The 26446-nt window shown below is 73.5% G+C and carries 28 protein-coding genes; 18 read left to right on the forward strand and 10 right to left on the reverse strand.

The annotated features are described in order from the left end of the window. The first annotated feature begins 393 nt into the window (after positions 1-393). Positions 394-3429 carry a DEAD/DEAH box helicase gene (locus tag PH190_RS16005; protein WP_274232527.1) on the forward strand — a complete coding sequence of 1012 codons (3036 nt, stop codon included), beginning with the start codon at positions 394-396 and terminating at the stop codon, positions 3427-3429. A 109-nt stretch (positions 3430-3538) separates the two neighbouring features. Here the strand turns inward: PH190_RS16005 and PH190_RS16010 are convergent, their stop codons facing one another. Further along, positions 3539-4345 carry an MOSC domain-containing protein gene (locus PH190_RS16010; protein WP_274232528.1) on the reverse strand — a complete coding sequence of 269 codons (807 nt, stop codon included), beginning with the start codon at positions 4343-4345 and terminating at the stop codon, positions 3539-3541. Between the two features lie 63 nt (positions 4346-4408). Between PH190_RS16010 and PH190_RS16015 the strand changes: the two genes are divergently transcribed. Both PH190_RS16015 and PH190_RS16020 read left to right on the forward strand, forming a co-directional pair. After that, positions 4409-4744, forward strand: coding sequence for a hypothetical protein (locus tag PH190_RS16015; protein WP_274232529.1), 336 nt, complete (start codon positions 4409-4411; stop codon positions 4742-4744). A gap of 112 nt (positions 4745-4856) precedes the next feature. After that, on the forward strand, positions 4857-5705 hold the full coding sequence (locus PH190_RS16020; protein ID WP_274232530.1) for a mycofactocin-coupled SDR family oxidoreductase: 849 nt from the start codon (positions 4857-4859) through the stop codon (positions 5703-5705). 6 nt (positions 5706-5711) lie between these two features. Here PH190_RS16020 and PH190_RS16025 read toward each other — a convergent pair whose 3' ends face one another. The 3 genes from PH190_RS16025 to PH190_RS16035 all read right to left on the reverse strand — a co-directional run bounded on the left by PH190_RS16025 (position 5712) and on the right by PH190_RS16035 (position 7980). Continuing rightward, on the reverse strand, positions 5712-6092 hold the full coding sequence (locus PH190_RS16025; RefSeq protein ID WP_274232531.1) for a hypothetical protein: 381 nt from the start codon (positions 6090-6092) through the stop codon (positions 5712-5714). A gap of 106 nt (positions 6093-6198) precedes the next feature. Continuing rightward, a complete protein-coding gene (locus PH190_RS16030) occupies positions 6199-7275 on the reverse strand; it encodes a glycoside hydrolase family 172 protein (protein WP_274232532.1) in 1077 nt (358 codons plus the stop codon). Between the two features lie 24 nt (positions 7276-7299). Beyond that, a complete protein-coding gene (locus PH190_RS16035; RefSeq protein WP_274232533.1) occupies positions 7300-7980 on the reverse strand; it encodes a TetR/AcrR family transcriptional regulator in 681 nt (226 codons plus the stop codon). A gap of 82 nt (positions 7981-8062) precedes the next feature. On the opposite strand from PH190_RS16035, the gene PH190_RS16040 reads away from it, so the two are divergent. Together PH190_RS16040 and PH190_RS16045 are read left to right on the forward strand one after the other, a co-directional pair. Continuing rightward, positions 8063-8920 (forward strand): SDR family oxidoreductase, encoded by an 858-nt coding sequence (locus PH190_RS16040; RefSeq protein WP_274232534.1) that lies wholly within the window; start codon positions 8063-8065, stop codon positions 8918-8920. 97 nt (positions 8921-9017) lie between these two features. Beyond that, complete coding sequence (locus tag PH190_RS16045; protein WP_274232535.1) at positions 9018-9437, forward strand: ester cyclase; 420 nt, start codon at positions 9018-9020, stop codon at positions 9435-9437. Between the two features lies 1 nt (position 9438). Here PH190_RS16045 and PH190_RS16050 read toward each other — a convergent pair whose 3' ends face one another. After that, a complete protein-coding gene (locus PH190_RS16050) occupies positions 9439-10242 on the reverse strand; it encodes an endonuclease/exonuclease/phosphatase family protein (protein WP_274232536.1) in 804 nt (267 codons plus the stop codon). Between the two features lie 174 nt (positions 10243-10416). Here PH190_RS16050 and PH190_RS16055 point away from each other — a divergent pair, with 174 nt between their 5' ends. After that, positions 10417-10842: an ester cyclase gene (locus PH190_RS16055; RefSeq protein WP_274232537.1), complete on the forward strand. Its 426-nt coding sequence runs from the start codon at positions 10417-10419 to the stop codon at positions 10840-10842. A 6-nt stretch (positions 10843-10848) separates the two neighbouring features. Here the strand turns inward: PH190_RS16055 and PH190_RS16060 are convergent, their stop codons facing one another. Continuing rightward, complete coding sequence (locus PH190_RS16060) at positions 10849-12108, reverse strand: ferric reductase-like transmembrane domain-containing protein (RefSeq protein WP_274232538.1); 1260 nt, start codon at positions 12106-12108, stop codon at positions 10849-10851. 80 nt (positions 12109-12188) lie between these two features. Here PH190_RS16060 and PH190_RS16065 point away from each other — a divergent pair, with 80 nt between their 5' ends. Then, a complete protein-coding gene (locus tag PH190_RS16065) occupies positions 12189-12566 on the forward strand; it encodes an NUDIX domain-containing protein (RefSeq protein ID WP_274232539.1) in 378 nt (125 codons plus the stop codon). 78 nt (positions 12567-12644) lie between these two features. On the opposite strand, the gene PH190_RS16070 is transcribed toward PH190_RS16065, so the two are convergent. Next, entirely contained in the window at positions 12645-13178 is a 534-nt protein-coding gene (locus PH190_RS16070) for an RNA 2'-phosphotransferase (protein ID WP_274232540.1), read from the reverse strand. Between the two features lie 27 nt (positions 13179-13205). Here PH190_RS16070 and PH190_RS16075 point away from each other — a divergent pair, with 27 nt between their 5' ends. Continuing rightward, positions 13206-14090: a DNA polymerase domain-containing protein gene (locus PH190_RS16075; RefSeq protein WP_274232541.1), complete on the forward strand. Its 885-nt coding sequence runs from the start codon at positions 13206-13208 to the stop codon at positions 14088-14090. A gap of 70 nt (positions 14091-14160) precedes the next feature. Here PH190_RS16075 and PH190_RS16080 read toward each other — a convergent pair whose 3' ends face one another. Next, complete coding sequence (locus PH190_RS16080) at positions 14161-14970, reverse strand: ABC transporter permease (RefSeq protein WP_274232542.1); 810 nt, start codon at positions 14968-14970, stop codon at positions 14161-14163. Continuing rightward, positions 14967-15899, reverse strand: coding sequence for an ATP-binding cassette domain-containing protein (locus PH190_RS16085; protein WP_274232543.1), 933 nt, complete (start codon positions 15897-15899; stop codon positions 14967-14969). The genes PH190_RS16080 and PH190_RS16085 overlap by 4 nt, the downstream gene beginning before the upstream one ends. Positions 15900-15976: 77 nt before the next feature. On the opposite strand from PH190_RS16085, the gene PH190_RS16090 reads away from it, so the two are divergent. The 3 genes from PH190_RS16090 to PH190_RS16100 all read left to right on the forward strand — a co-directional run bounded on the left by PH190_RS16090 (position 15977) and on the right by PH190_RS16100 (position 19569). After that, positions 15977-16744, forward strand: a complete 768-nt coding sequence (locus PH190_RS16090; protein ID WP_274232544.1) for a TetR/AcrR family transcriptional regulator — start codon at positions 15977-15979, stop codon at positions 16742-16744. Positions 16745-16790: 46 nt separating this feature from the next. After that, positions 16791-18008: a cytochrome P450 gene (locus tag PH190_RS16095; protein ID WP_274232545.1), complete on the forward strand. Its 1218-nt coding sequence runs from the start codon at positions 16791-16793 to the stop codon at positions 18006-18008. A 70-nt stretch (positions 18009-18078) separates the two neighbouring features. Next, entirely contained in the window at positions 18079-19569 is a 1491-nt protein-coding gene (locus PH190_RS16100; RefSeq protein ID WP_274232546.1) for an FGGY-family carbohydrate kinase, read from the forward strand. A gap of 51 nt (positions 19570-19620) precedes the next feature. Here PH190_RS16100 and PH190_RS16105 read toward each other — a convergent pair whose 3' ends face one another. Further along, positions 19621-20994 (reverse strand): MFS transporter, encoded by a 1374-nt coding sequence (locus tag PH190_RS16105; RefSeq protein ID WP_274232547.1) that lies wholly within the window; start codon positions 20992-20994, stop codon positions 19621-19623. A gap of 110 nt (positions 20995-21104) precedes the next feature. Here PH190_RS16105 and PH190_RS16110 point away from each other — a divergent pair, with 110 nt between their 5' ends. Genes PH190_RS16110 through PH190_RS16140 form a run of 7 tightly spaced genes read left to right on the forward strand, consistent with a single transcriptional unit; the run spans position 21105 to position 26432 of the window. Beyond that, entirely contained in the window at positions 21105-22325 is a 1221-nt protein-coding gene (locus tag PH190_RS16110; RefSeq protein WP_274232548.1) for an alpha/beta fold hydrolase, read from the forward strand. Continuing rightward, positions 22322-23131, forward strand: a complete 810-nt coding sequence (locus PH190_RS16115; protein ID WP_274232549.1) for an N-acyl homoserine lactonase family protein — start codon at positions 22322-22324, stop codon at positions 23129-23131. Before PH190_RS16110 ends, PH190_RS16115 begins: the two co-directional genes overlap by 4 nt. Continuing rightward, positions 23131-24006 carry an NAD(P)-dependent oxidoreductase gene (locus PH190_RS16120; protein WP_274232550.1) on the forward strand — a complete coding sequence of 292 codons (876 nt, stop codon included), beginning with the start codon at positions 23131-23133 and terminating at the stop codon, positions 24004-24006. Before PH190_RS16115 ends, PH190_RS16120 begins: the two co-directional genes overlap by 1 nt. Beyond that, on the forward strand, positions 24003-24392 hold the full coding sequence (locus PH190_RS16125; protein WP_274232551.1) for a cupin domain-containing protein: 390 nt from the start codon (positions 24003-24005) through the stop codon (positions 24390-24392). The genes PH190_RS16120 and PH190_RS16125 overlap by 4 nt, the downstream gene beginning before the upstream one ends. Further along, positions 24389-24796, forward strand: coding sequence for a carboxymuconolactone decarboxylase family protein (locus tag PH190_RS16130; protein WP_274232552.1), 408 nt, complete (start codon positions 24389-24391; stop codon positions 24794-24796). Before PH190_RS16125 ends, PH190_RS16130 begins: the two co-directional genes overlap by 4 nt. Next, a complete protein-coding gene (locus PH190_RS16135; protein ID WP_274232553.1) occupies positions 24793-25677 on the forward strand; it encodes an NAD(P)-dependent oxidoreductase in 885 nt (294 codons plus the stop codon). Before PH190_RS16130 ends, PH190_RS16135 begins: the two co-directional genes overlap by 4 nt. Then, positions 25674-26432 carry a carboxymuconolactone decarboxylase family protein gene (locus PH190_RS16140; RefSeq protein ID WP_274232554.1) on the forward strand — a complete coding sequence of 253 codons (759 nt, stop codon included), beginning with the start codon at positions 25674-25676 and terminating at the stop codon, positions 26430-26432. The genes PH190_RS16135 and PH190_RS16140 overlap by 4 nt, the downstream gene beginning before the upstream one ends. The last annotated feature ends 14 nt before the right edge of the window (positions 26433-26446 follow it).

Consider the following 26446-nt stretch of genomic DNA (forward strand, 5'->3'; position numbering starts at 1 on the left):
CCGTCGATGAGGATGCGGCGACCGCGCGGCCGAGGTTGAGGAAGAACGGCTGCCTGGCTCGCAACGTCGTCTAGATCCACTTCGCTCGTGGCAATCAGGAGGCGGTGGGCATCGAGCCGTGTGCTGAAGCACGGGCTCCAGGCCATGGACGGCGTGTCGTTGACGCTGCCGAAGCGGCGAGCAGAACACCCAGATCGTGAGCGACTGGAAGAGCGGTACGAGGACTTCCGCGCCGCCGGCTGAGTCCTGTGCTGTGGCGCGGCCAGCGCATCTGGTTGCGCGCGCCGACGCGCGGCTGCAGTCGCTGGAGGAGACCCTCTCACTACCGGGTAGCGGTCTGCAGGAAAGATCACGCCCTGTGATGAGCGGGAGTACCCCACAGGACCTCGGCCAGTGACGGTGGACGCCACCGCAGGCCTCTACGAGTCGGTCCGCACGCGGGAGCTCGACCGGCGGCTGCAGGGGCTGTCGCCGGACGCAGCCACCTTTGGCGAGCTCACCACGGCTGCCGCGCCGGACGTCCTTGCCCGGCACGTCGGCGAGGCTGTACGTCGAGTGCTGGCCGAGGAGAAGGACGCCTCTACGCGCCGAGAGCTCGTGAACCGGATCATCGACTTGCTCGACTCACCCGACGACCTCGTCGTGGACCTCGAGCAGCTGCTCGCGGTGAGCACAGCGCCTGGCGTCCACCGGCTCGTCCGACCGACGACGCCACTGTCCGAGACGGCTCTGCTCACGAACACCGCCGACGAGCCATCACTCGGCGCTGAATTGAGGTCGGAGCTCGCGACCGCAGACCACGTCGACCTGCTCTGCGCGTTCATCCGATGGCACGGCATCCGCGTCCTCGCCGACGAGCTGACGCGCCTGCGCGAGCGCGGCATCCCGTTCCGCGTCATCACCACGACTTACCGTGGCGCCACGGAGCGGCGTGCCGTGGACGAACTCGTACGCCGTTTCGGTGCGGATGTACGTATCCGGTACGAGGACCAGTCGACGCGGCTCCACGCCAAGGCATGGCTCTTCCGCCGCAACAGCGGCTTCGACACCGGCTACGTCGGCAGCTCGAACCTGTCGAGGTCAGCGCTGGTGGACGGACTCGAGTGGAACGTCCGGATCTCCGCGATCGCGACACCGGCGCTGGTCCGGAAGTTCGAAGCCACCTTCGACACGTACTGGAACAACCCCGACTTCCGCGCCTACGACCCGGATCGCGATGCGGCCCTCCTCGATGCAGCTCTGGGCGCGGAGTCGGGTTCCGGCCCGTCGACCATTTCGCTCTCGGGCCTCGAAGTCCGCCCCCGTCCTCATCAAGAGCGCATCCTCGAGGCGCTCGACGCGGAACGCGTGGTGCACGGCCGTCATCGGAACCTCGTCGTCGCGGCCACGGGTACCGGAAAGACCGTCGTCGCCGCGTTGGACTACCGGAGGCTCGGTGGCTCCCTGCTGTTCGTCGCCCATCGACGGGAAATCCTCGAGCAGGCGCGGCGGACCTACCGCGAGGTCCTCGGTGACGGCACCTTCGGCGAGCTCTTCGTCGGCGGCGAGGTGCCGAGCGGTTGGAAGAACGTCTTCGCCTCCATCCAATCCCTACGAGGCGCGGCCGACCTTCCGGCGTTCGACGTCGCCGTCATCGACGAGTTCCACCACGCCGAAGCGGCCAGTTATCGGAATCTCCTCGATCGACTCGTGGCGCGGGAACTCCTCGGCCTGACCGCGACGCCGCAGCGGGCCGACGGCATCGACGTCCGCGAGGAGTTCTTCGACGGTCGGACGGCCGTAGAGCTGGGCCTGGCGGACTCCCTCGAACAAGACCTGCTCTGTCCGTTCCACTACTTCGGTGTCGCCGACAACACCGATCTCTCGGCGCTCGAGTGGTCGCGGGGTGCGTACGACGTGTCCGGTCTCAGCAACCTCTACACGGGCAACGATGCACGCACCCTGCTCGTGCTCCGCGCCCTCCGCGACCGCGTCGCTGACGTGCACCGCATGCGTGCGCTCGGCTTCTGCGTCTCGGTGGCGCACGCCGAGTACATGGCGCGCAAGTTCTCCGAGGCCAACATCCCATCCCTCGCGGTGACCGGTGAGACAGCGCTCGGTGACCGACTGGCCGCCGCATCGGCGCTGCGGAACGGGCAGGTGCAGTGCCTGTTCACGGTGGACCTGTTCAACGAGGGCGTCGACCTCCCGACGGTCGACACGCTTCTCCTCCTCCGCCCGACCCAGAGCGCCACGGTCTTCCTCCAGCAACTCGGTCGCGGACTCCGTCGGGCTCCGGGAAAGGCCGTGCTGACCGTCCTGGACTTCATCGGGCAGCACCGTCGCGAGTACCGCTTCGACACCCGATACCGAGCTCTGACGGGCTCGACGCGCGCGCAACTGGTGCGAGACATCGAGGAAGGGTTTCCCTACCTCCCGGCAGGTTCCCAGCTCGTGCTGGACCGCGTGGCGCGCGAGGTGGTGCTCGCGAACGTTCGGCAGAGCCTCAGCGGTCGGCATGCGGTACTGGTCGCTGATGTCCGGTCCCACGGTGACCTCCCGCTCGCCGAATACCTCTCGCGTTCCGGCCGGGACCTCGCCGAGGTCTACCCGCGCGTGGGCTCGAACTGGACGCGCGTTCGTCGAGACGCGGGCTACCCGACCCCGCCGAGCGGCCCCGGCGAGGACGCCCTGCTCAAGCGCGTGCGGTCCTTCACCCACGTCGACGACCCGCAGCGCACCGACGTGTACACACAGCTGCTCGCGATCGACGGGCCGGACTACGCCGAACTCTCGACGGAGCAGCAGGCAATGGCGCGGATGCTCGTGTACAGCGTCTGGTCGAATCGAGCTGGACTGCAGTCGTTCCAGGACGGCCTCGACGCACTCCGCGCTTGTCCCGCCATCACGAGTGAGCTGGCCGAGCTCATGGCGATCACGAGCGATCGAGCGCGTCACGTGCCGAGGCCTCTCGGGATCGAGGGTGTGACGTTGCTGTCCCACGCGTCCTATCGACGCGAGGAGATCCTGACGGGGATCGGCTGGGCAACCTGGGACCGCAAGCCCCACGGACAAGCTGGTGGGGTCGCCTACTCAGAGGTGACCAACGTCGATGCCCTCCTCGTGACGCTGAGGAAAGAGGAGCGTGACTTCGCGCCGTCGACGCGCTACCGCGACTACCCGGTCTCGGCAGACCTCTTCCACTGGGAGTCGCAGAACAGCACGACCCTGACTTCGGCGCCGGGCCAGCGGTACACGCGCGGCACCAGCCGCGTGCTCCTCTTCGTCCGCGTCGCACGCGAGGACGAGCTCGGGTCGTCGCCCTACCTCTGCCTCGGCGAGGTGTCGCACGTCGATCACCAGGGGGAGCGACCCATCAGCATCACCTGGCGGCTGCACCGGCCGATGCCGCAAGACCTGCTGAGCAAGGGGCTGGTGGACGCGAGCTAGGCCGTACTGCGATCGCAGACGTCGTCCTGCCAACGGGCACTCGTGGTCGTCGTCCGGGCGTCCGACGAGGCGGCCATGGACGCGGGGGCGAAGGATGGCACGGGCATCTCTACTCGACCTGGAGCTCGTCCCCCACCGCGACCTCGCCCGGCTCCAGCACCGTGTACTTCGCCCCGAACACGACGCCCTGGTCCTCGAGGCGGTAGGTCGCGAGCGTCTCCAGCGGCTCGGGACCCACGCGGGCGCCGGTCTGCTGGTCGACGGTGACGACGGCGCAGCGCACGGCCTGCTTGGAGAACGCCAGTCGAGCAGAGCCGAGGAGGACGCGGTCGAGGTGGTCCTCGGCGTGGGCCGGGCAGCCGGTGAGCACGACGTTGGCGCGGAAGCGCTCGAGCGGGACGGGCTCGCCGCTGCGTTCGGCGGCGCGGTCGGAGAGGTCGTCCGCCGCGGCGCGGGAGAGCAGCAGCAGCGAGCCGCTGTCCGCCCAGCCCGACAGGCCGGGCACGAGGCCGTCGGTGGGGCGGCGGTGCTCGGGCGTCACGCCGACGAGCCGGCTCTCGACCCCGAGCACGTCGGAGAGCCAGGCGGCGGCCTCGTCGCCCTGGTCGAGGGCCGGGTGCTCCTTGCCGAAGATCTCGACACGGCGGCGCGGGCCGTCGTCGGCCACCTCCACCGTGCACGGCGCGCGGCCCTCGGCCGCCAGCGTCAGGGTCGAGCCGTCGAGGTGCGGGCGGATCGTCGCGAGCAGGGGGTGACGCCGCTGCGTCTTGAAGCGCCCGTCGGGCGCGACGACCATGAACTGCCGGTCGCCGGCGAGCCCGGTCGTCGTCACCTCGCGGCGGTCGACCGCCATCCCGGCGCAGCCCTTGATCGGGAAGACGGTCAGGGACGCGACGCGAGCGACCGCCTCAGACATGCGCCCAGCGTGTCACGCCGTCCGAGGCCAGATGAGTCGTCATGCTCCTCGCGGAGGTGCGCGGTGACCGATCGGGACGACCCGGACTTCCTGCACGCCCGCTGCCCGCTCACGGGCGTCACGGCGCGGGGTGTGGCCACCTGGGTGCTCATGGCCGAGCGACGGTTCGGCGGCGAGATCGTGCCGATGGACGGCGCGCCGCTCGAGGAACAGATCGCGCGGGCCGCCGACAACGTGCGCCGGCTCATCGCGATCGCCGGCGCCCGCCGGCCCGACAACGTGTTCCTGCAGGACGCGCGCGAGGCGGTCGAGGCGTCCGACCTCTTCTGTGTCGCGGTGGCGCTGAGCGCCGACGAGCTCGAGTCGCGCGTGGCGCGCCGCGCCGCAGCCGCGGACTGAACCTGTCCATCCCCTGCACGTCGGCCGTGTCCACGGCCGCACGGCGGTACACGGCGCGCCCCACTCTCGATCACGATGAGATCGCCATCACATCGAGCTCGGGGAGACGGCCATGGGACGGATGGACGGCAAGGTCGCGCTGATCACGGGTGCGGCGCGGGGTCAGGGCCGCGCGCACGCCCTGCGGCTGGCTCAGGAGGGCGCCGAGATCATCGCGGTGGACGTGTGCGCGCAGCTCGACTCCGTGCCCTACGACATGGCCACGCCCGACGACCTCGCCGAGACCGCCAAGCTCGTCGAGGACCTCGACCGCCGGATCGTCACCCGCGAGGCCGACGTGCGGAACCTCGGTGCCCTGCAGTCCGCGGTGCAGGACGGCGTCGCAGAGCTCGGGCACCTGGACGTCGTCTGCGCCAACGCGGGTATCGCGAGCTTCGCGCCGGGCTGGGAGCTCTCCGAGGAGAGCTTCCAGGAGATGATCGACGTCAACCTCACCGGCGTCTGGAAGACGCTGAAGGCCACGGTGCCGACGATGATCGAGCAGAACACGGGCGGGTCGATCGTGCTGACCAGCTCGATCGCCGGCCTCCGCGCCTTCCCCAACCTCGCGCACTACACCGCGGCCAAGCACGGCGTCACCGGCCTGATGCGCACCTTCGCCGTCGAGCTCGCGCCGTACGGCATCCGGGTCAACTCGGTGCACCCGACGACGGTGAGCACCGACATGATCCACAACGAGCCGATCTACGAGCTCTTCCTCGGGGTGCAGGGCGCGACCTACGAGGACGCGAAGGTGGGCATGACGACGCTCAACGCGATGAAGGTGCCGTGGGTGGAGGCGATCGACATCAGCAACGCCGTGCTGTGGCTAGCCTCCGACGAGGCCCGCTACGTCACCGGCACCACGCAGATCATCGACGCCGGCGCCCTGCAGCCCTTCAAGATCCCGCACGAGGCCTGAGCGGGGTCAGGCCACCCGGTCGGCCGGCACCGCACGCACGCCGCCGTCGACGAGCACGAGGTGGTCGTGCCCGGGCTCGCGCACGAGGATCGCCTCCTCGATCTGCGCGAGCAGGGTCTGCAGGCAGGCGGCCTCGGGGTCGTCGAGCTCGTCGGCCTCGACGTCGTCGAAGCGGGGCTGGCGGGCCGCCGGGTCGCGGCCCTCGTCGTCACACACGTGGTGCGCGAGGCGCTGCGGGTTGACGTGCAGGCGCACGGTGGGCTCGACGGGCTCGCCGTCGAGGCCGGTCAGGTCGATGGCGCCGCGGCCGTCCGACGGGCTGCCGTCGAGATCGGCGCGGAAGCCGAGGGCGGAGAGGAAGCGGTCGTAGCGTTCCTGGTCGTTCATTCCGTACCTCCGTGGTCGATGCCCGATGGTGCGAGGAGGATGCCGTGCCCTGCCAGGTCGGGCAGGTGTGACCCTCGCCAACAGGGCGGTGACGCCGGTCGCTCACCTACGGACGGGTGAGCCGCTGCTCCACCGGGGCGAGGTCGAACGGGCGGTGGGGCTCGGCCTGGTACCAGTAGGCGACCGACGACCAGTCGTCGCTGCGCCGGTTCGCGTGCCCGTGCTCGATGCTCACGCGGATCGAGCGCTCGAAGACGACGGGGTCCTCGACGTGGAAGCGGTACAGGCTCACCGGGCCGCGCCAGTTCTTCCCGCCCGCGAGCGTGACCCCGTGGTAGGGCGCGGAGTAGGGCTGGGTCGGGCACCAGGCGGTGTTGACGTAGTCCTCGGTGCCGGTGCCGTGCAGGGTCGGCGGCCAGACGTCGCCGTCGATGAAGATCATGTCGTCGCCCTCGCCGTACCAGTTCCACTTCCGCGTGCGGCGCCGGTTCTGGACGTTGAGCACGCAACCGACGTAGTGCCCGTGGCCCTCGGCCTCGAGGATCGTGTAGTTGTCAGCGCCTGTCAGGTTCGTGCCGTGGAACTGGTACGCGGCGTTCGACCGTCCGGGCCTGACACCGGATGTCAGCTGGCGGCGCCACTGGGCGTGGAAGCGGCCGATGTCGTCGTCGAGGGCGTCGAGCTCCTCGTAGTCGGCGTAGAAGTAGACGAGCACGTCGGCGTCGTCGACCTCGCTCGTGATCTCCATGCGCGCGCCGTCCCCGAACGGCATCGCGAACCAGCAGTTGAACGCCTTGCCGTCCTCCGGGCTCATCTGCAGCGGGAGCGAGACGAAGTTGCTGGTGCGGCCGTGGCCGACGCCGAAGAAGTCGCCGAGCGGCACTGCGACGCTCGGGTGCTCCTCGCCGTCCCACCAGGCGCGCAGGGTCAGGCGCCGGAGCAGGTCGTGGGCCGTGCCGCGAGGGTTCCGCAGGCTGCGCGACGCGGCGACGGTGACCCAGAGGTGCGTGACGACGCCGGCGCCGGTGACGTCGAGCAGGGTCGCGGTGGCGCCGGGGCGCAGGGTCACGCGGTCGTCGTTGCCGCCGGTGCGGTCCCAGCTCGACGACCGGCGCCGTCGGGTGCGGCGGAGGCGGGGCAGGTCGCGCAGGCTCGATCCGTGAGGGCCGTAGTCGACGGGCATGGGCACAGCGTGCCCACCTGACCGTCACGGGGCGGACGTGATGCGGTCGAGCCACTCGCGCAGCACGCCGAGCTCGGCCGGGCTCAGGGCGTCGACCTCCGGCAGCGCCGCGCGCAGGGCCGCGGCCGCGGGGACCGGCCCCGGGTCGGGCAGGGCCGGCGCATCGGTGGTGATGGCCGCGATGACGGCCTCGCGGGCCGCCGTCGCGAGCTCCGGGTCGCGCTGCTCCTCGGGGGTGCCGAGCAGCGTCAGCGTCGTCCCCTCCCCGACGGCCCGGACGAGCGCGACCGCCCGCGCCTCGGGCACGCGCAGCCGTCCGGCCTCGGCGATCCGGCCGATGTGCTTGCCCAGGACGCCGACGGCGGCGGCCGCGGCGGGCGAGTCCGGGACGCTGCCGGCGTACATCAGCCGGTAGAGCGCGGGGTGGGCGAGGCCGAGCTCGACGTGCTGGTCCCAGCCGTCGCGCAGGTCCCGGACAGGGTCGTCGGTGGGCTCGCGGGCGGTCTTGCCGGCGAGGTACGAGGCGAAGCCCTGGGTGGCGACGGCGTCGAGCAGGCCCTGCTTGTCGCCGAAGAGGCGGTAGATCGTCGGGGCCTGGACGCCCGCGGCGGCGCTGACCGCGCGCGTCGACACCGCGTCCGGCCCGCCCTCCTCGAGCAGGCGCAGCGCGGCCGCGACGATCCGGTCGCGTGGGCCCTCCTCCACGATCACGACGATAGCGCGGAGTTGCTTCCGGTGCTAACAACGGTGCTAGCGTTCTGCTGTTACCACTGGAAACGGAGATGCCATGATCGTCGTGACCGGAGCGAGCGGCCGCCTGGGCCGCGCTGTGCTCGAGCGGCTGCTGGAGCGCCTGCCCGCCGAGCAGATCGGGGCGAGCGTCCGCGATCCCGAGAAGGCGCGGGATCTCGTCGAGCGCGGCGTGCGGGTGCGCCGCGGCGACTACACCGACCCCGCGAGCCTGGCCGCGGCGTTCGAGGACGCGTCGCGGGTGCTGGTGGTGTCGGCGAACGTGCTGGGCGAGGAGGCCCTGCGCCGGCACCGCGTCGCGGTCGAGGCGGCCGTCGCGTCCGGCGCGGAGCGGGTGCTCTACACCAGCCACGCCGGCGCCGACCCGACCTCGCCGATGGCGCCGATGCCCGACCACGCCGCCACCGAGGAGATCCTCCGCCGGTGCGGCACGGCGTTCACCTCGCTGCGCAACGGCTTCTACGCCTCGACGGTGCCGATGCTGCTCGCCGGCGCCTGGCACACCGGCGAGCTGCGCGTCCCCGAGGACGGGCCGGTCGCCTGGACCACGCACGAGGACCTCGCCGCCGTCACGGTCGAGGCGCTCGTCGGCGACGCGCTCGACGGCGTCACCCCGCCGTTGACCGGGCCCGAGGCGCTGACGATGGCGCAGATCGTGGGCATGGCGTCCGAGGGGGCGGGGCGGACGATCCGGCACGTGACGGTGACCGACGCCGAGTACCGCGCCGAGCAGGTCGCGCGCGGCGTGCCCGGGGAGGCGGCCGACATGCTGCTGACGATGTTCGCGGCGAGCCGGCGAGGCGACTTCGCCGCGGTCGACCCCACGCTGCCCCGGCTCATCGGGCGGCCCGCGACGCCGCTGTCGGCCGTGCTCGGGGCGTCGGTGCCGGTGTAGGGGGGCGGGAACTACGACCTTCTCCGCCTGTCCGAGCGGGTCCAGCCTGGCCCTCCGGGCGCGGACGGTCGCGCCCCCGAGGCGAGGGAGCGGCGAGGTGTCGACCCAGCAGAACAAGGAGCTCGTGGCGCGGCAGTTCGACGAGATGTGGAACGGGGACAAGTGGGACGCCCTCGAGGAGATGTTCGCGTCCGACTACGTCAACCACGACCCCTACAACGGAGACCAGGGCCGCGGCCCGGAGAGCTTCAAGACGCGCGTGCAGGCCTACCGGGCCGTGCTCGCCGACTTCGACCTGCGCATCGTGCGCCAGCTCGCCGAGGGTGACCTCGTGTCGACGTACTGGTCGTTGCGCGGCACCCACGCCGGCGAGATCGAGGGCACGGCGCCGACGGGGCGGTCCGTGTCCTTCGAGGGGCAGCTGATGAGCCGGATCGACGACGGGCGGTTCGTCGAGGAGTGGGTCAACTGGGACACGCTCGGGTTCCTGCGGGAGATCGGGGCGCTGTCCTCGTAGGTCAGCCGGGTCGGAGGTCCACGACCAGCGGGCGGTGGTCGGAGGCCGTGACGTCGGGGACCTCCGCCCCGACGGGGACCAGGCCGCGCACGAAGACGTGGTCGATGCGGCCACGGCTCGAGGTGGCGGGGCCGTCGGGGTCGACGTTCGTGAAGCCCTGCCGCAGCGCTGCGAGTTCCGGGTCGTCGGGTCCGACGTTGAGGTCGCCGAGCACGACGGCCGGCCCGGGCCCGACGGCGACCTCGGCGAGGCGGCGGATCTGCGCGGTCTGCACGCCGTCGAGGCCGATGTGGCTGTTGTGGACCGCGACCGGCCCGGTGGGCGTGGCGACCTCGACCGAGAGGGCGCCGCGCTGCTCGTCGCGCGGGTCGGGCGGGAAGGTCGTGATGCGCGGCGGCCCGACGGGCAGGCGGGAGAGCACCGCGACGCCGTAGAGGACGTCGTTCGGGCCGGTGTCGCACGCCGGCCCGAGCGCGGCGTTGATCGGCGCGAGCGCCTCGGCCGGCGACGGCGGACGGATCGGGCCGCGGACCACGGCGTAGGCGAGGGCGTGGTCGCGGCGCAGGAGGTCGGCGAGCTCCTCGGCGTCGCGGGTGCAGACCTCCTGGAGGGCCAGCACGTCGGGCCGGTGGTCGGCGACGACCGGGGCCCACTCGTCGGGGTCGTGGGCGCCGGTCTGGACGTTCCAGGTCATGACGCGGAGGCCCGGCGGGGGGCCCGGTGGTGGCGGCGGGGTGGTGCACCCGGCAACGAGCACCGCCAGCACCGCGAGGACCAGCAGCAGCGCCCGCGGGGTCCGTCGCACCGCGTCATCGTCGTCCACTGCGGGGCAGGACGCGTCGGACCCACCGAGAGTTGGCCCGGAGTTCGCGGTGCAAGCGCCGCGCCCTGATGGCCGATCGCCGGATGTGCCGGGTCGGCCCACCCTGGATGCCGCACGTCCGGCAGCGGCGCCGGCTCGTGGAGGGGGAGGACGGTCATGACCGATGGAGGACCGATCCGCGAGTTGCTGCAGCGGCTCGAGGACGCGATGAACTCGCGCGAGCTGGACCGGCTCGACGACATCGTCGCCGAGGACTTCGTCCGGCACTGCCAGGCGACGCCCGACTTCGACGTCCGCAGCCGGGAGGACTTCAAGGACTTCCTGCGGCGGAACACGGCGTCGTTCCCCGACAACGTGCAGACGTTCGTCCAGGTGGTCGAGGACGGCGATCGCGCCGGCATCTGGACGACCTACGAGGGCACCCAGACGGGGCCGCTCGGCCCGTTCCCGGCGTCGGGGCGGAAGACGTTGTTCGACTTCGGCGGCATCGTGCGCGTCGAGGACGGCAAGATCGCCGAGCTGTGGGTCACCTGGGACAACATGACGATCCTCGGGCAGCTCGGACACCTGCCGAGCGGCTGAGGGCGGTCACCCGAAGCGCTCGGTGGTGATGGCGCCGGCGGGGACGCCGAGGCCGGCGAGGCCGTCGACCGCCGCCCCGACCAGCGGCGGCGGACCGCAGACGAGGTACTGGTGGCTCCCGGGCACACCCGACGGCAGGACCGCCCGGAGCATGCCCGCGTCGAGGCGGTGGCCGCCGGTGCGCAGGACGGAGAGGTCGAGGCGCCGGGACAGCGCGAGGATCTCGGCGGCGAACAGGGCCTCGCCCTCGCGCTCGGCGAGCAGCAGGGCGTGGGCCCGCGGGTCGGCCGCCGCGGCGTGGGCGCGCAGGATGCTCATGATCGGCGTGACCCCCACCCCGCCGGCGATGAGGACGAGGCCACCCGCCGTCGCGCCCGGCACGAACGCGCCGTGCGGGCCGTCGACCCACACCTGGCGGCCCGGCTCAAGGGCGTGGAGGCCGCCGGAGAACGGACCCGCGTCGCGGACCGTCAGCTCGAGGACACCCGAGCGGCGGGAGGCGGCGATGGTGAACGGGTGCTCCTCGGCGAGGGGCAGTCGGCGTAGCCGCAGCCACACGAACTGGCCGGGCTCGGGTGCCGGATCGAGCGGGCGGCCGGCGGGGACGAGCACGACCGTCGAGGTGTCGCCGGACTCGGGGCGGATGGCCGCGACGAGGTGCGCGCCCGGCCCGAGGACCGGCCGGACGAGCCAGCGCCGCAGCAGGACCGCCAGCACCGTGACGCCGAGGCCGGCCAGCGCGGTGCCGACCAGCGGGTTCTCGACGAGGTGGCCGAACAGGGTGACGTGCGTGGCGACCAGCAGGAAGACGCAGCCGCCCAGGACCGCATGCGCGCGTGCGACCCGGCCGTAGCGGCGCAGCGATCCGCGGGGGCGCAGCAGCGCGCCGACCAGCAGGAGCGCGAGCGCGGCGATGCCGGCCCTGATCGGCCAGCCGACCGCGAACGGGTCGAGCATGCCCAGGCCCCGCGGCGAGTGGAGCATCGCGGAGACCACGTGGACGAGCACGCAGCCCAGCGCGGCGACGCCGAGACGGCGGTGGAGGTGGTTGCCGAGCTCGACGCCGAGGAGCCGGGTGAGCCCCCGGACGCGCGAGACCAGCACGAGGGTCGCCGAGACCAGGACCGCCGCGATGAGCCCGAGCGCGCTGGTCCACGAGACGGTCTCGCCGAGGCGCGGCGAGGCGAGGGAGAGCGCGAGGGCGACCAGCGGCATGAGCAGCACCGTGGCCACGCCCAGTGCCCAGGCCCGCCCGCGCTCGGTCATGGTCGGGGACGCTAGGGAGGAGCCGGCGGGCGCTGGTGGCGTTCGGTGGGGCCGTGATCGGTTCGTGACCTTGGGGGGTCGTGGAGGTCGTCGCCCGGGCGGTGATCGTGCGGGACGGGGCGGTGCTGCTCGTGCGGGACGTCGGGGCGAGCTACTGGTACTTCCCCGGCGGCCACGTCGAGGACGGCGAGACGGCGGCGCAGGCCCTGGTCCGGGAGCTGCGCGAGGAGCTCGACGTGGGTGTGACGCTCCGGGAGCACCTCGCGACGGTCCCGAACCCGTTCGTCGGGGACGGCGTGGAGCACGACGAGGTCGACCACGTGTTCGCGGTGACGATCGACGCCGACGACCCGGTGAGCGCGGAGCCCGGGCTCGTCGCGGGGTGGCACCGGCTCGCGGACCTGGACGCCGTCGACGTCCTGCCGCGTGTGCTCGTGGAGCTCGTGAGGTCCTTGTGAGGCGCGGTCGGCGTGTCGCGCGGGCGAGGATGTGGCGATCCTGGCGTTGAGCGCCAGCGTGGACGCCACGCTGAGGGATCAGGCGCGGCGGAGGTACGCCGGGGCGAGGGCGTCGGTGAGCCAGGTGTCGGCGTTGCCGCGGCGGAAGACGGCGCCGGCGGCGGCCGCGGCCCGGGCGTCGACGGCGAGGATCACCGGACGCCCGTGGCGCGAGCCCACCTCGCGCGCGGTGGCCTCGGACGGCGACAGGTGCACGTACTGCCGGCCGCCCGCGTGCAGGCCGTCGCGGAGGATCGCGTCGACGGCGGCGGCGGAGGTCCCGTGGAACAGGGTCGGGGGCGGGTCGGCGTGCGGCAGCTCCACGTGCCCGGGCAGCGAGTGCCCGTAGCGGGCGCGGATGTGCCCGTCGGCGATCTCGTAGCGCGGCTTCGACCCGTTCGCCACGACGTCCTCGACCTCGTCCGGCGTCGCCCCGAGCGCCGCGCACAACGCGTCCAGCGACGTCCAGCCGCCGGCGTCGAGCTCCAGCCCCGCCCGCGCCGGGTCGTGGCGCAGCGCCCGCGACATGCGCTTCGAGAGCCGCACCCGGTCCACGAGGGCGTGGTTTGTCACCCCGGCGGTCGCGGCAAACGCCCGGGCATGACCAGCATCGCGGGCGTCGACGTCACGCACCCCGACAAGGTGCTCCTGCCCGCCCGGGAGGGTGGCGAGGACGTCACGAAGGCCGACCTCGCGCACTACTGGGAGTCGATCGCCGCGACGGTCCTGCCGCACCTCGCCGGCCGGCCGCTCACGCTGCAGCGGTTCCCCGACGGCCTCGACGCCGGCGGGTTCGTGCAGCAGGACGCGGGCGGGCGGGCGCCGAAGGGCCTGCACACGGTCGACACCCCGCGCCGGGAGCGGAAGGGTGCCGACGACGTCGTCCACCACCCGCAGGTCACCGAGACCGCCGACCTCGTCCGCCTCGTCCAGTTCGGCACGGTGACGCTGCACGGGTGGAACGCCGTGGCCGGGTCGCTGGAGCGCCCCGACCGGCTGATCGTCGACATCGACCCCGGTGAGCACATCGACCTCGCCGGCATCCGCGACGTCGCCCGCGCGGTGCGAGCGGCGGTCGAGGGGCGGGGTCTCGTCGCCTTCCTCCAGTCGACGGGCAGCCGCGGCTACCACGTCGTCGCGCCCCTCGACGGGTCGGCAGGCCACGACGCCGTCAAGGCCGCGGCCGTCGAGATCGCCGAGGCGGTCGCCGCCGACCACCCCGACGAGCTCACCACGGCCGTGCGCAAGGACGCCCGCGGCGGGCGGACCTTCCTCGACGTCGGCCGCAACGCCTACGGCCAGACCGCGGTCATGCCCTACGCGCCGCGCGCCCGCCCCGGCGGTCCGACCGCGACGCCGCTGGACTGGGACGAGCTCTCCCGCGTCGCCCCCGACCAGCACGACGTGCGGTCGATCCCGCGCCGGCTGGCCCGGAAGGCCGACCCGTTGGCCGGCCTCCGGGACCACGCCCGCCCGCTGCCCTGAGGCGCCGCGAGCTGGTGGAGAAACTGGCGTTGAGTGTCAGCGTGGACGCCACGCTGAGACACCCCGTGCCTCAGCCGGCGCTGCGGAGCACCGCGCGGACGCCGACGACGAGGCCGACCGCGCAGGTCAGGGCCGCGGCGATCGCGCCGTGGCGGATCGCCGGGTCGGTCAGGGCGCCGGTGAACGCCGCCCGCTCGGCCTCGACCACGTAGGTCAGCGGGTTGACCGTCGCCGCGGCCTGCATCCAGCCCGGCCCGGACTCGAGCGGCAGCATCATCCCGGACAGGATCAGCAGCGGGAAGATCAACGTCTGCTGCACGCCCCAGAACAGCCACTCGCGGTCCCGGGAGGCGAGGCCGAGCGCGTACGACAGCGCGCCCAGCCCGACGCCGAACACCCCGAGGATCGCCAGGCCGACGGCCACGCCGACCGGCGAGAACGTCACCCCGAACGGCAGGGCCGCCAGCGTGACGAGCACGGCCTGGACGACCAGCGGCGCCAGCTCCTTGAGCGCGCGCCCGACGAGGATCGCCGGCCGGGACACCGGTGTCGCGAGCACCCGCTCGTAGCTGCCGGTCATCAGCTCGTAGAGGAGGTTCGCGCCGGTGCTCCCGGTGCCGAAGAGCGCGATCATCACGACCACGCCGGGCAGGAACCACGTCAGCGGCGACTCCCCGCCCACCTGGTCCGACGACAGCGAGCCGGCGAGCAGCGGCGCGAACAGCCCGAGGAAGACCAGGGGCTGGAGCAGCGAGAAGATCAGCGAGAACGGGTCGCGCAGGACCAGCTGGAACTCGCGCAGGAAGATCGTGACGGTGTCGCGGACGACGCCGGGGCGGACGGTGTCGGGCTCGACGGGGGTCTCGACGGTGACGCTCACGCCGCCGCTCCTTCCTCGCGCAGGCTGCGACCGGTGAGGGCGAGGAAGACGTCGTCCAGGCTCGCCTCGTGCAGGTGGGCGGCGTGCACCGTGACCCCCGCGCGCTCGAGGCGGGCGAGCAGGCCGGGCAGCACACGCGCGCCGTCGGCCAGGCGCAGCTCCACCCGCGACCCCGCCACCGTGCCGTCGACCAGCCCGGCGACGGTCCCCGGCTCGTCCACCTCGAGCTCGATCCGGTCCTCCGCGTGCCGCGCCCGCAGCGCCGCGCTGCCGGCGTCGGCGATGACCTCGCCGTGGTCGACGACCACGATCCGCTCGGCCACGGCGTCGGCCTCGTCGAGGTAGTGGGTGGTCAGGACGACGGTCGTGTCCGTCTCGTGGCGCAGCCGGGTGATGTGCTCCCAGAGGTTGGCGCGCGCCTGCGGGTCCATCCCCGTCGTCGGCTCGTCGAGGAAGAGCAGCCCCGGCCGGTGGACCAGCCCGATCGCGACGTCCATGCGCCGCCGCTGCCCGCCGGACAGCGACGCCACCGTGCGGCGCTCGAGGCCGCGGAGCTCCAGGGCCTCCATCAGCTCCCCGGCCCGTCGGCGGGCCTCGGCGCGGGTCCGGCCGTAGAGCGCGCCCTGGGTGACGAGCTCGTCGAGCACCCGGTGGTGGTGGCCGCCGGCGTTGCCCTGGCCGACGTAGCCGATCCGTTGCCGCACGCCCGCCGGGTCGGCGACGACGTCGACGCCCGCCACCCGCGCCGTGCCCGCGGTGGGCCGCAGCAGCGTGGTCAGCATCCGCAGCAGCGTCGACTTGCCCGCGCCGTTCGGTCCGAGGACGGCGACGAGCTCGCCGCGCTCGACCCGCAGCGAGATGCCCCGGACCGCCTCGACCGCCGCGCCGCGTCGCCGGAAGGTCCGCCGGAGGTCCTCGGTGAGGATCATGGCCCGATCCTTTCAGGACAGTGTATGGAAAGCCCGTCTAGATTAAGCTGACGCCGTCCGGAAAACAAGGAGGGCCGATGGCCGACCAGCACCACCTCGAGCTGCTCTGGGGTGACGACGTCCCGCGCGGCCGGGGCCGGCCGGCGCGCACCACGCGGGACGAGGTCGTCGCGGCGGGCATGGCGCGGGCCGACGCCGAGGGCCTCCACGACCTGTCGATGCGCCAGGTCGCGGCCGACCTGGGCGTCGGGGTCATGTCGCTCTACACCCAGGTGGAGAGCCGCGACGGGCTCGTCGTGCTGATGATCGACCGCGCGTTCGCCGAGGTCACCGACACCCTCGCCCGCCGCGACGGCGAGCCGTGGCGCGACGCCGCCGCCCGCCAGGCGCGCACGCTGTGGGACCTCTACGGCCGCCACCCCTGGATCCTCGACCACGGCCACCGCATGCCGATGGCCCCGCACGTGCTCGCGCTCGAGGACGCCTTCTACACGCCGTTCCTCGACATCGGGCTGTCCCCGGCGGGATCGGCCAACGCGGCGATCGCCCTGCGCAGCCTCGTCACCGGGCTCGCCCGCGACTCGCGCAGCGAGCAGGACCAGGTCCGGCGCACCGGCGTCGGGTACGCCGAGTACTGGTCGACGCTCAACGCCGTGTTCTGGGACCGCTACTTCGACGAGGAGCGCTACCCCGCCATGACCCGCCTCTGGTACGCGGGCGGCTTCGCGGCCGAGGACATCCTCGCCGGGGAGGGGATCCTCGAGCGGGCGGTCGCGGCCTATCTCGACGGGATCGCGGCGCGGGCGCATCCCGGACGAACCGGTCAGGGGACGGGCGAGGCCTGAGCGCGGGGAGCACCATCGAGGGGTCGCCGTCGATGAGGAGGCCGTCGTGAGCGAGCAGGTGCACGAGCGCTGGACCGGTGAGGTGGCCGCGCAGCGCGACCGATTCACGCTGCTCAGCGACGTCACGGCGCTGCGGGAGTCGGGGCAGACGGCGCGGGTGACGACGCCGTTCGGGCACGAGGCGACGATGGTCAGCCGCTACGCCGACGTCCGCGAGCTGCACGGCGACCCCGAGCGCTTCCGCCTCGACGCGGTCCCCGCCCCGCCCGCGCTGATCCAGGCCGGCCGGGACACCGCGGAGTTCCGGCGCCGCCAGGCCGGCAACCTGCTCGGCCAGGACCCGCCCGACCACACGCGGCTGCGGAAGATGCTCACCGGCGAGTTCACCGTCAAGCGGATGAAGCGCCTGGTCCCGCGCGTCGAGGAGATCGTCACCGAGCACCTGGACGCCATGGAGCGCGCCGGGCGGGCCGACCTCGTCCCCGACTTCGCGCTGCCGGTGCCGTCGATGGTCATCTGCGAGCTGCTCGGCGTCCCGTACGACGACCGCGGGGAGTTCACCGAGCGCAGCGCCCGCCAGCTCGACGCCACGACCCCGGCGCCCGAGCGGATGCGCCTCGCCGACGCGTCGCGGGAGTACATGGCGACCCTCGTGGCGCGCCACCGCGACGCGCCGGGCGAGGACCTGCTCGGCATGCTGATCCGTGAGCACTCCGACGACGTCACCGACGACGAGCTCATCGGCATCGGCAACCTGCTGCTCATCGCGGGGCACGAGACGACGTCGAACATGCTCGCGCTCGGCACGCTCGCCCTGCTCGAGCACCCCGACCAGCTGGCCCGGGTGCGGGACGACCCGTCCGCCGTCGACGGCGCCGTGGAGGAGCTGCTGCGCTGGCTGAGCGTCGTCCACGGCGGCTTCCCGCGCGCCGCGACCCGGGACACGACGATCGGCGGGCACCCGATCGCCGCGGGCGAGCTCGTCGTCGGCTCGCTGGTCGCCGCCAACCGCGACCCGGAGGTCGTCGACGACGGCGAGACCCTCGACATCGGCCGCGCGCCGGTGCCGCACCTGGCCTTCGGGCACGGCATCCACCACTGCCTCGGCGCGCCGCTGGCCCGCATCGAGATGCGCGTGGCGTTCCCGGCGCTCCTGGCGCGCTTCCCGGCGCTGCGCCTCGACGGCGAGCCGGAGTTCCGCGGCCGCGCGCTGATCTACGGCCTGACCCGCCTGCCGCTGACCTGGTGCGCTCCGCGCAGGTGAGCAGAAAGAAGTGCCCCAGCACTTCTTTCTGCTCACGAGCACGGAGTGCACCGGCCTAGGGTCGGGCACCGTGCCGGACGGGACGCTCGTGCTCGGGATCGACATCGGGACGTCGTCGTCGAAGGGCGTCCTCGTCGACGGCGGGGGCACGGTCGTGGCGCGCGCCGAGACCGAGCACGCGACGTCGTTTCCGCAGCCCGGGTGGGTCGAGCACGACGCCGAGGGCGTCTGGTGGTCCGACGTCACGGCGCTCCTGCGCGAGCTGCTCCCGCACGGCACGCCGGACGCGCTCGGCGTCAGCGGCATCGGCCCGGTGCTGCTGCCCGCGGACGCCGAGGGCCGGCCGCTGCGCCCGGCGATCCTCTACGGCGTGGACACCCGGGCCACGCGCGAGATCGCCGAGCTCACCGAGGAGGTCGGCGCGGAGGCGGTCGTCGCGCGGGGCGGCACGCCGCTGTCGAGCCAGGCGGTCGGACCGAAGTGGCGGTGGCTGCAGCGCCACGAGCCCGACGTCTACGCGCGCACCGAGCGCTTCCTCATGGCGAGCTCGTACGCCGTGCACCGCCTGACCGGCGAGTACGTCCTCGATCACCACTCCGCGAGCCAGTGCGACCCGATGTACGACCTCGAGGCCGCCGACTGGGCCCGCGACCTCGCCGACGTCGTCGCCCCCGGCCTCCCGCTGCCGCGCCTGGTGTGGCCCGGCGAGGTCGCGGGGACGGTGACCGACGACGCGGCCCGCGCGACCGGCCTGCCCGCCGGCGTCCCGGTGATCGCCGGGACCGTCGACGCCTGGGCGGAGGCGGCCAGCGTCGGGGTGACCGGCGCCGGCGACACCATGGTCATGTACGGCACGACGATGTTCCTGGTGCAGGTCACGGACGCGCCCGTGCGGCACCCGGCGCTCTGGGCGACGCGCGGGGTGGCGCCCGGCTCGTTCACCACCGCGGCCGGCATGGCCACCTCCGGCGCGATCACCGCCTGGCTGCGCGACCTCGTCGGCGCCGACTACGCGACCCTCCTCGACGAGGCGGCCGACGTCCCGCCCGGCGCCCGCGGCCTGCTCCTGCTGCCCTACTTCGCCGGCGAGCGCACGCCGATCCTCGACCCCGACGCCCGCGGCCTGGTGCTCGGCCTGACCACGGGCCACGGGCGCGCCGAGCTCTACCGCGCCGCGCTCGAGGGCATCGCGCACGGCGTGCGGCACAACCTCGAGGCGTTCCGCGACGCCGGCGGCCCCGTGCCCCGCCTCGTCGCGGTCGGCGGCGGGACCCGGGGCGGGCTGTGGACGCAGATCGTCAGCGACGTCATCGGGCAGCCGCAGGAGATCCCCGCCGACACCACCGGCGCCGCGCTGGGCGACGCCCTGCTCGCGGCCCGGGCGCTCGGCCTCGACGCCGACGCGGCCTCCTGGAACCCGATCGTCGCCACCGTGACGCCCGACCCCGAGCGGACCGCGCGCTACGACGCCTTCCACGAGCACTACCGCGCGCTGTATCCGGCGACGGCCGACGCCGCCCACTTCCTCGCCGAGCAGCAGCGGTGGGCTCCGCCCGGGTGAGCAGAACGGCGTGCCGGAGCACTCCTTTCTGCTCACCTGCGCGGAGCGCACCTACTCGAAGTCGACGTCCTTCGTCTCCGGCCCCGCGGCCGCGCCGACGGCACCGAGGACACCGCCGAGGGCGAGGAGCACGAGGACGGCCGTGGCGTAGGGCATCAGCGCGCCGAGACCTTCGAGGAAGAACGCGTAGAACGACGGGATCACGACCGAGACGCTGAACCCGAGGCCGAAGCCGGAGGCGCGCACGTCGGTGCGGAACCGCTCGGTGATGTAGGGCAGCACGACGCCCCACGGCGCGGTGACGACCACCGAGAACGCGACCACCACCAGCACGACCAGCCCGAACGGCAGCCCACGGCCGTTGACGAGCACCGCCATGAGCGCCACCCCGACGGTGGCGATGAGGACGCCCGCGATGACGAAGAACCGCCGCCGGCCGATGCGCTGGCCGATGACGCCGGCCGCGATGTAGCTGCCGACGAGGCAGACGTAGGCGACGAGCAGGGCGACGGTCAGCTGGTTGTTGGACAGGCCGACGAGGTTGCGCAGCACGGTGGTCGGGAGGAACAGCGTCACGAGGTTCTGGGTCAGCCAGAAGCCGGTCATCATCCCGAAGACCTGCAGGAACGTCCGGCTGCGCAGCACGGCGATGAGTGGGCGCCCGGCGCCGCCCTGCGAGGTGCCCTCGGACTTCGCGGCCTCGGCGGCCTCCCAGATCTCCGACTCGGACACGCTGCGCACGTAGTAGATCGCCAGCACGAAGGCGAGCAGCGCGCCCAGCACGAACGGCACCCGCCAGCCCCACACCGCGTACGGGGAGTCCGGCCCGGCCAGCGGGAAGAGCGCGAACGACGCGAGCCCGACCAGCGTGATCACGACGTAGGCCAGCGGGAACGCGGCCAGGATGATCCCGCCGAGCAGGCCGCGGCGGCTCTTCGTCGAGTACTCCATCGCCAGCGGGAGCGCGCCGGTGTAGCCGCCGCCGAGGCAGATGCCGTCGAGGAAGCGCAGCACGATGAGCAGCCAGTACGACGCGATGCCGAGCGTCGAGTAGCCGGGGACCAGCGCGATGAGAAGCGTGATCACGCCGAAGCCGGTGACCGAGATGATCGTGCTGCGGCGCCGTCCGACCCGGTCGGCGAGCGCGCCGAACACCGCCGCGCCGATCGGCCGGCCGACCAGCGTCGTCACGAAGACCAGCGAGGTGAAGATCGCGGCGAGGCCGGGGTCGAGCCGGCCGGCGGGCTGGAAGTAGATCAGGGCCGGCGTGAGGATCACGGTCGGCAGGTAGATGTCGAACATGTCGACGAACTCGGCGAAGAACGCCCCTCGTGTCGCCGACCGCCGCTTCGCCGCCCGCTCCGGTGACTCCCCCGGAGCGGCTCTGGTGGCCGTCGTGCTCGTCGGCCCCTCGTGACTCGTCATCGAGACCACTCCTCGCCCGCGGCGAACTCTGTCTGGCTGTCTGACAATCGAGAACGTAGGGTCGCTCACAGCCGGACGTCAACCGCGCGGGGTCTCGACGAGGAGGCGCGATGAGGCTGGACTCGCAACGCATCACGGACTCGCTGACCGACGACCTGCTGGCCGGGCTCCCACCCGGTCCGGACTGGAGCCTGCTGCTGGAGATCGGGTCGGAACGCCACCTCGTGCGCGTCGTCGACGGCGCCCTGCGCCGCGAGGGCGCGCCCGGCATCAACGCCACCTGGGACGTGGGCTTCGCCATCTCCGACGAGGAGTGGGCCGACTTCTGCGCCGACCCGCCGCCGCGCGGAGCGACATCGGCGCAGGCCCTGGTCGCCACCCGGGGCGCCGAGCGGATCACCGGCCGTCGCGAGGTCTGGGCGCGCGCGGCGCCCGCGATCGACCGGTTCCTCGAGGCCCTGCGCGACGCGGCGCGCCGACCCGTCGATCGTCGCCCCGACCCCGCGCCGTCGCCGCCCGGCTTCGGCCCGAGCGTCGGGCGCTACCTGCACCTGGACGACGGCCGGCGCATCTTCGTCGAGACCGCGGGCGCGGGCCCGCCGCTGCTCTGCCTGCACACCGCGGGCGCGGACTCGCGGCAGTTCCGCGGCCTGCTCGAGGACACGCGGGTGACCGACCACCACCAGGTCGTCGCCTTCGACATGCCCTGGCACGGGCGCTCGGACCCGCCCGACGACTGGCAGCACCGCCGCTACCGCCTCGACACGGAGACCTACGCCTCGACGGTCCTCGCGGTCGCCGACGCGCTGGAGCTCGACCGCCCGGTGCTGCTCGGGTGCTCGATGGGCGGGGCGATCGCGCTCTACCTCGCCGCCGAGCACGGCGACCGCTTCCGCGGGGTGTGCGCGCTCGAGGGCGGCCTGGGCAGCCCCGGGCGCTTCGTGGAGTGGACCCACCGCGCCGACGTCGACCACTCCGCCTTCCTGGCCAGCTGGGTCGGCGGACTGATCGCCCCGGCGAGCCCGGAAGGACCACGCGCGCAGACGCTGTGGGGCTACGCCAGCAACGGCCCCGGCGTCTACCAGGGCGACACCGCCTTCTACTCGATCGACTTCCCGCCGATCGCCGCCCGCCTGGGCCGCGCCACGTGCCCGCTGTACGTCTTCAGCGGCGAGTACGACTACTCGGCGACGACCGAGATGAGCCGCGCCGCCGCCGACCAGCTCGGCGGCGAGCTCGTCGTCATGCCCGGCCGCGGTCACTTCCCGATGGCCGAGGACCCCGAGGGGCTGCTGGAGTACCTGCTGCCGGTGCTGGAGGGACTGCGGTGACCGAGCACGAGGTCCTGGCCGTCCGCTACGGCACGCGCGTCACCACACGCGGCGAGGCCTACCTGAACTGGCACGTCTACGGCGAGCCCGACGCGTGGTTCCGCATGGACTACTTCTTCTGGCTCGTCCGCGGCGGCGGCCGGACGACGGTCGTGGACTGCGGCTACGACCCCGAGGTCGGGCGGCGCCGGCGCCGGGAGACGCTGGTCGACCCGGTCGAGGCGCTGCGGCGGCTCGGGGTCGACCCGGCGACCGTCGACCGGCTCGTCGTCAGCCACGCGCACTACGACCACATCGGCAACCTCGCGCGCTTCCCGGCGGCCGAGATCGTCCTCACGGCCCGCGAGCTCGCGTTCTGGACCGGCCCGCACGCCGGGCGGGTGCAGTTCGCGCACTCCACGGAGCCCGACGAGATCGCCGCGCTGGCCCGCGCCCACGCCGAGGGCCGGGTCACGACGTTCAGCGGCTACTGCGAGCTCGGCGACGGGTTCGCGCTGGTGGAGGTCGGCGGGCACACGCCGGGCCAGCTCATCGGGCGGGTCGAGGTGCCCGGCGGCGAGGTGGTGCTCGCGGCCGACGCGCTGCACTTCTACGACGAGCTGACCCTGGACCGTCCGTTCTTCGTCGTCGCCGACCTGGAGGCGATGTACGCGGGGTTCGACACGCTGCGCGACCTCACCGCAGGCCCCGGCCGCGTGCTCGTCGCCGGCCACGACACCGACGTCGGACGCCGCTTCCCCGGGCGGCTCGAGGGCACCGGCATCGACGACCTCGTGATCCGCCTGGACGTGGAGGGGAGCCGCTGATGGGGCCGGTCGGGATGATCGGGCTGGGCAACATGGGCGGGCGCATGGCCCGCCGGCTGGTCGACGCGGGCGTCGAGGTCGTCGGGCACGATCCCGTGGCCGCGGTGGACGGGGTCGAGGCGGTCGCGGGTCCGGCCGACGTCGCCGCGCGCTGCACGACCGTGCTGCTCTCGCTGCCGGACTCGACGGTGGTCGAGCCGGTGGTCCGCGCGCTGCTCCCCGCGGCGCGCGCCGGTACCACGGTCGTCGACCTGTCGACGGCGTCGCCCGAGTCGACCGTCGCGCTGGCCGCGGAGGCCGCGGCGCGCCACGTCACCTACCTCGACGCGGGCATCTCCGGCGGCGCGGCGGCGGCCGAGAAGGGCACGCTGACGATCATGGCGGGCGGCGACGCCGCCGCGGTCGACGCCGTCCGTCCCGTCCTCGCGCCGTTCGCGGCGACCGTCCACCACCTCGGGCCGGTCGGCGCCGGGCACACCGCCAAGCTGCTGAACAACTTCCTCAACGCCGTCACGCTCGCCGCGACCGCGGAGGTGATGGTGGCCGGGCAGCGGGCGGGGCTCGACCTGCGCACCCTGCTGGCGGCGATCAACGGGGGCAGCGGGCAGTCGTTCGCGTCGAGCAAGCGGTTCCCGCACATCGTCGAGGGCGACTACCTCGAGGGCGGCCTGACCAGCCGCCTCATGGCCAAGGACGTCACGCTCTACACCGAGCTGCTCGGCCGCCTCGGCGTGCCCTCGCTGAACGCCGCCGGGCCGCTCGCGGCGTTCGGCCTGGCCGCGCACCTCGGCTACGGCGACGTCATCTCCAACCGCGTCGTGGACGCCCTCGGCGACCTCGCCGGCGGTGTCCGCATCCAGCAGGAGGCACAGTGAAGATCGTCCACGGCCGCGCCGAGGGCGCCGTCACCGAGGCGCGCGGCGCCACCTTCACCGGCACCGTCTGGGGCGACCCGGTCCTGCCGACCACCGACGGCACCACGATCAACTCGGTGACGTTCACCCCGGGCGCGCGCACCTACTGGCACCACCACGAGCGCGGCCAGATCCTCGTCGTCACCGCCGGCACGGGCTGGGTCTGCACCCATGGCGAGGCGCCGCAGCCGCTGACCGCCGGCGACGTCGTCTGGGTGCCGCCGGGCGAGCAGCACTGGCACGGCGCCGGCCCCGACTCGATCATGACCCACCTCGCGACGTCGCTGGGCACGACGACCTGGCTGCACGAGGTGTCCGCCGACGAGTACGGGCAGGCGCACCGGTGAGCCCGCAGAGCCGCGACAACGGCACCGACGAGCGCTTCGAGCGGGGCCTGGCGGTCCGCAAGGAGGTCGTCGGCGAGGCCCACGTCGAACGGTCGATGGCGCAGGTCAGCGACTTCTCGCGGCCGGTCCAGGAGTGGGTGACGCGGGCCTGCTGGGGCGACGTCTGGGACCGGCCCGGGCTGGACCGCCGCACCCGCAGCCTGCTCAACCTCGTCATGCTCACCGCGCTCGGACGCTCGCACGAGCTCGCGGTGCACGTGCGGGGCGCGGTCACGAACGGCGCCACCACCGAGGAGATCCGGGAGGCCCTGCTCCAGGCGACGGTCTACTGCGGCGCACCGGCCGGCCTGGAGGCGTTCCGGGTGGCCGAGAAGGTGCTCGTCGAGGACGGGGCGGTCTCGTGAGCTCGCCCACGATCTCCGCGAGCACCGTGGGGTTCGTCGGGCTCGGGCACATGGGCACGCCGATGGCGTCGCGGCTGGTCGATGCGGGGGCGACGGTGCGCGCCTACGACGCGTCGCCCGACGCCCGGGCGGCGTTCGCGGCCGCGGTGCCGGGCGCGACCGTCGTCGACACCGCCGCCGACACCGCGACCGGCGCCGAGGCGGTGCTGCTCTGCCTGCCCGACTCGGACGTCGTCGAGGCGGTGGTCGCCGAGCTGGACGCGGCCCGGGTGATCGTCGACATGAGCTCCTCGGAGCCCCTGCGCACCCGCGCGCTGGCCGAGCAGCTGGCCGACACCGGCCGGGTGCTGGTCGACGCGCCGGTCTCCGGCGGCGTCTCCGGGGCCCGGGCCGGCACGCTCGCGGTGATGGTCGGCGGGCCCGACGACGTCGTGGCCGACCTGGAGCCGCTGCTCGCGGCCATGGGCCGTCCGCGCCACGTCGGACCGGTCGGGGCGGGCCACGCGCTCAAGGCGCTGAACAACCTCATGTCCGCCGCGCACCTCGTCGCGAGCTCGGAGGCGGTGCTCGTCGGCGAGGAGTTCGGGCTCGACCCGGCGGTGATGCTCGAGGTCGTCAACGGCTCGTCCGGACGCAGCGGCTCGACCGAGAACAAGTGGCCGAACCACATCCTGCCCGGCACCTACGGCGCGGGCTTCGGCCTCGGGCTGATGGTCAAGGACATCCACATCGCCCTCGACCTCGCCGCGAGCACGTCCGTGCCGACCCGGCACGCCGCGGCGACCGTCGCGCTGTGGGACGAGGCCCTCGCCGAGCTGGGACCGACCGCGGACCACACCGAGATCGCGCGCTGGCTGCGCGCGCACAAGGAGGCGTCGTGACGCTGACCGACGAGCAGCAGACGATCAAGGACGAGTTCGTCCGCGTGCGCGGCACGTGGGGCGAGCCGTGGGAGCGCATGCTCGAGCTCGACCCGGCCTTCGTCCGCGCGTACCTCGACTTCTCCGCGGTGCCCTGGCGTCGCGAGCCCGGAGCCCTCACGCCCAAGGTGCGCGAGCTCCTCTACGTCGCGGTCGACGCCGCCGCGACCCACCTCTACACGCCCGGCGTGCGCCAGCACATCGCCGCCGCACTCGACGCGGGCGCGACGCCGGGCGAGATCATGGAGGTCCTCGAGCTCACGAGCACGCTGGGCATCCACGCCGCCAACATCGGGGTGCCGCTGCTGGTCGAGGTGCTCGTCGAGGAGGGCCTGCGCGACGGGCCCGCCCCGCTCGACGAGCGCCAGGAGCGGCTCAAGGCCGAGTTCACCGCGACCCGCGGCTACTGGCACGGCTTCTGGGACGAGATCCTCGAGCTCGACCCCGACCTGTTCGAGGCCTACGTCGCGTTCTCCTCGGTGCCCTGGCACACCGGGACGCTCGAGCCGAAGGTCAAGGAGCTCGTCTACTGCGCGTTCGACGCCTCGGCCACGCACCTCTACGTGCCCGGGCTCAAGCTGCACCTGCGCAACGCGCTGGGCCACGGCGCGACGGTCCCGGAGATCCTCGAGATGTTCGAGATCGCCAGCGTCGTCGGCATCCACGCCGCGACCACGGCCGCCCCGATCCTCGCCGAGCTGGCCGCGGAGCGCTGACCGCCGCGGGTGGG

This window comes from Actinomycetospora straminea (genome assembly GCF_028737255.1).
GTDB classification, from domain to species: Bacteria; Actinomycetota; Actinomycetes; order Mycobacteriales; family Pseudonocardiaceae; genus Actinomycetospora; species Actinomycetospora straminea.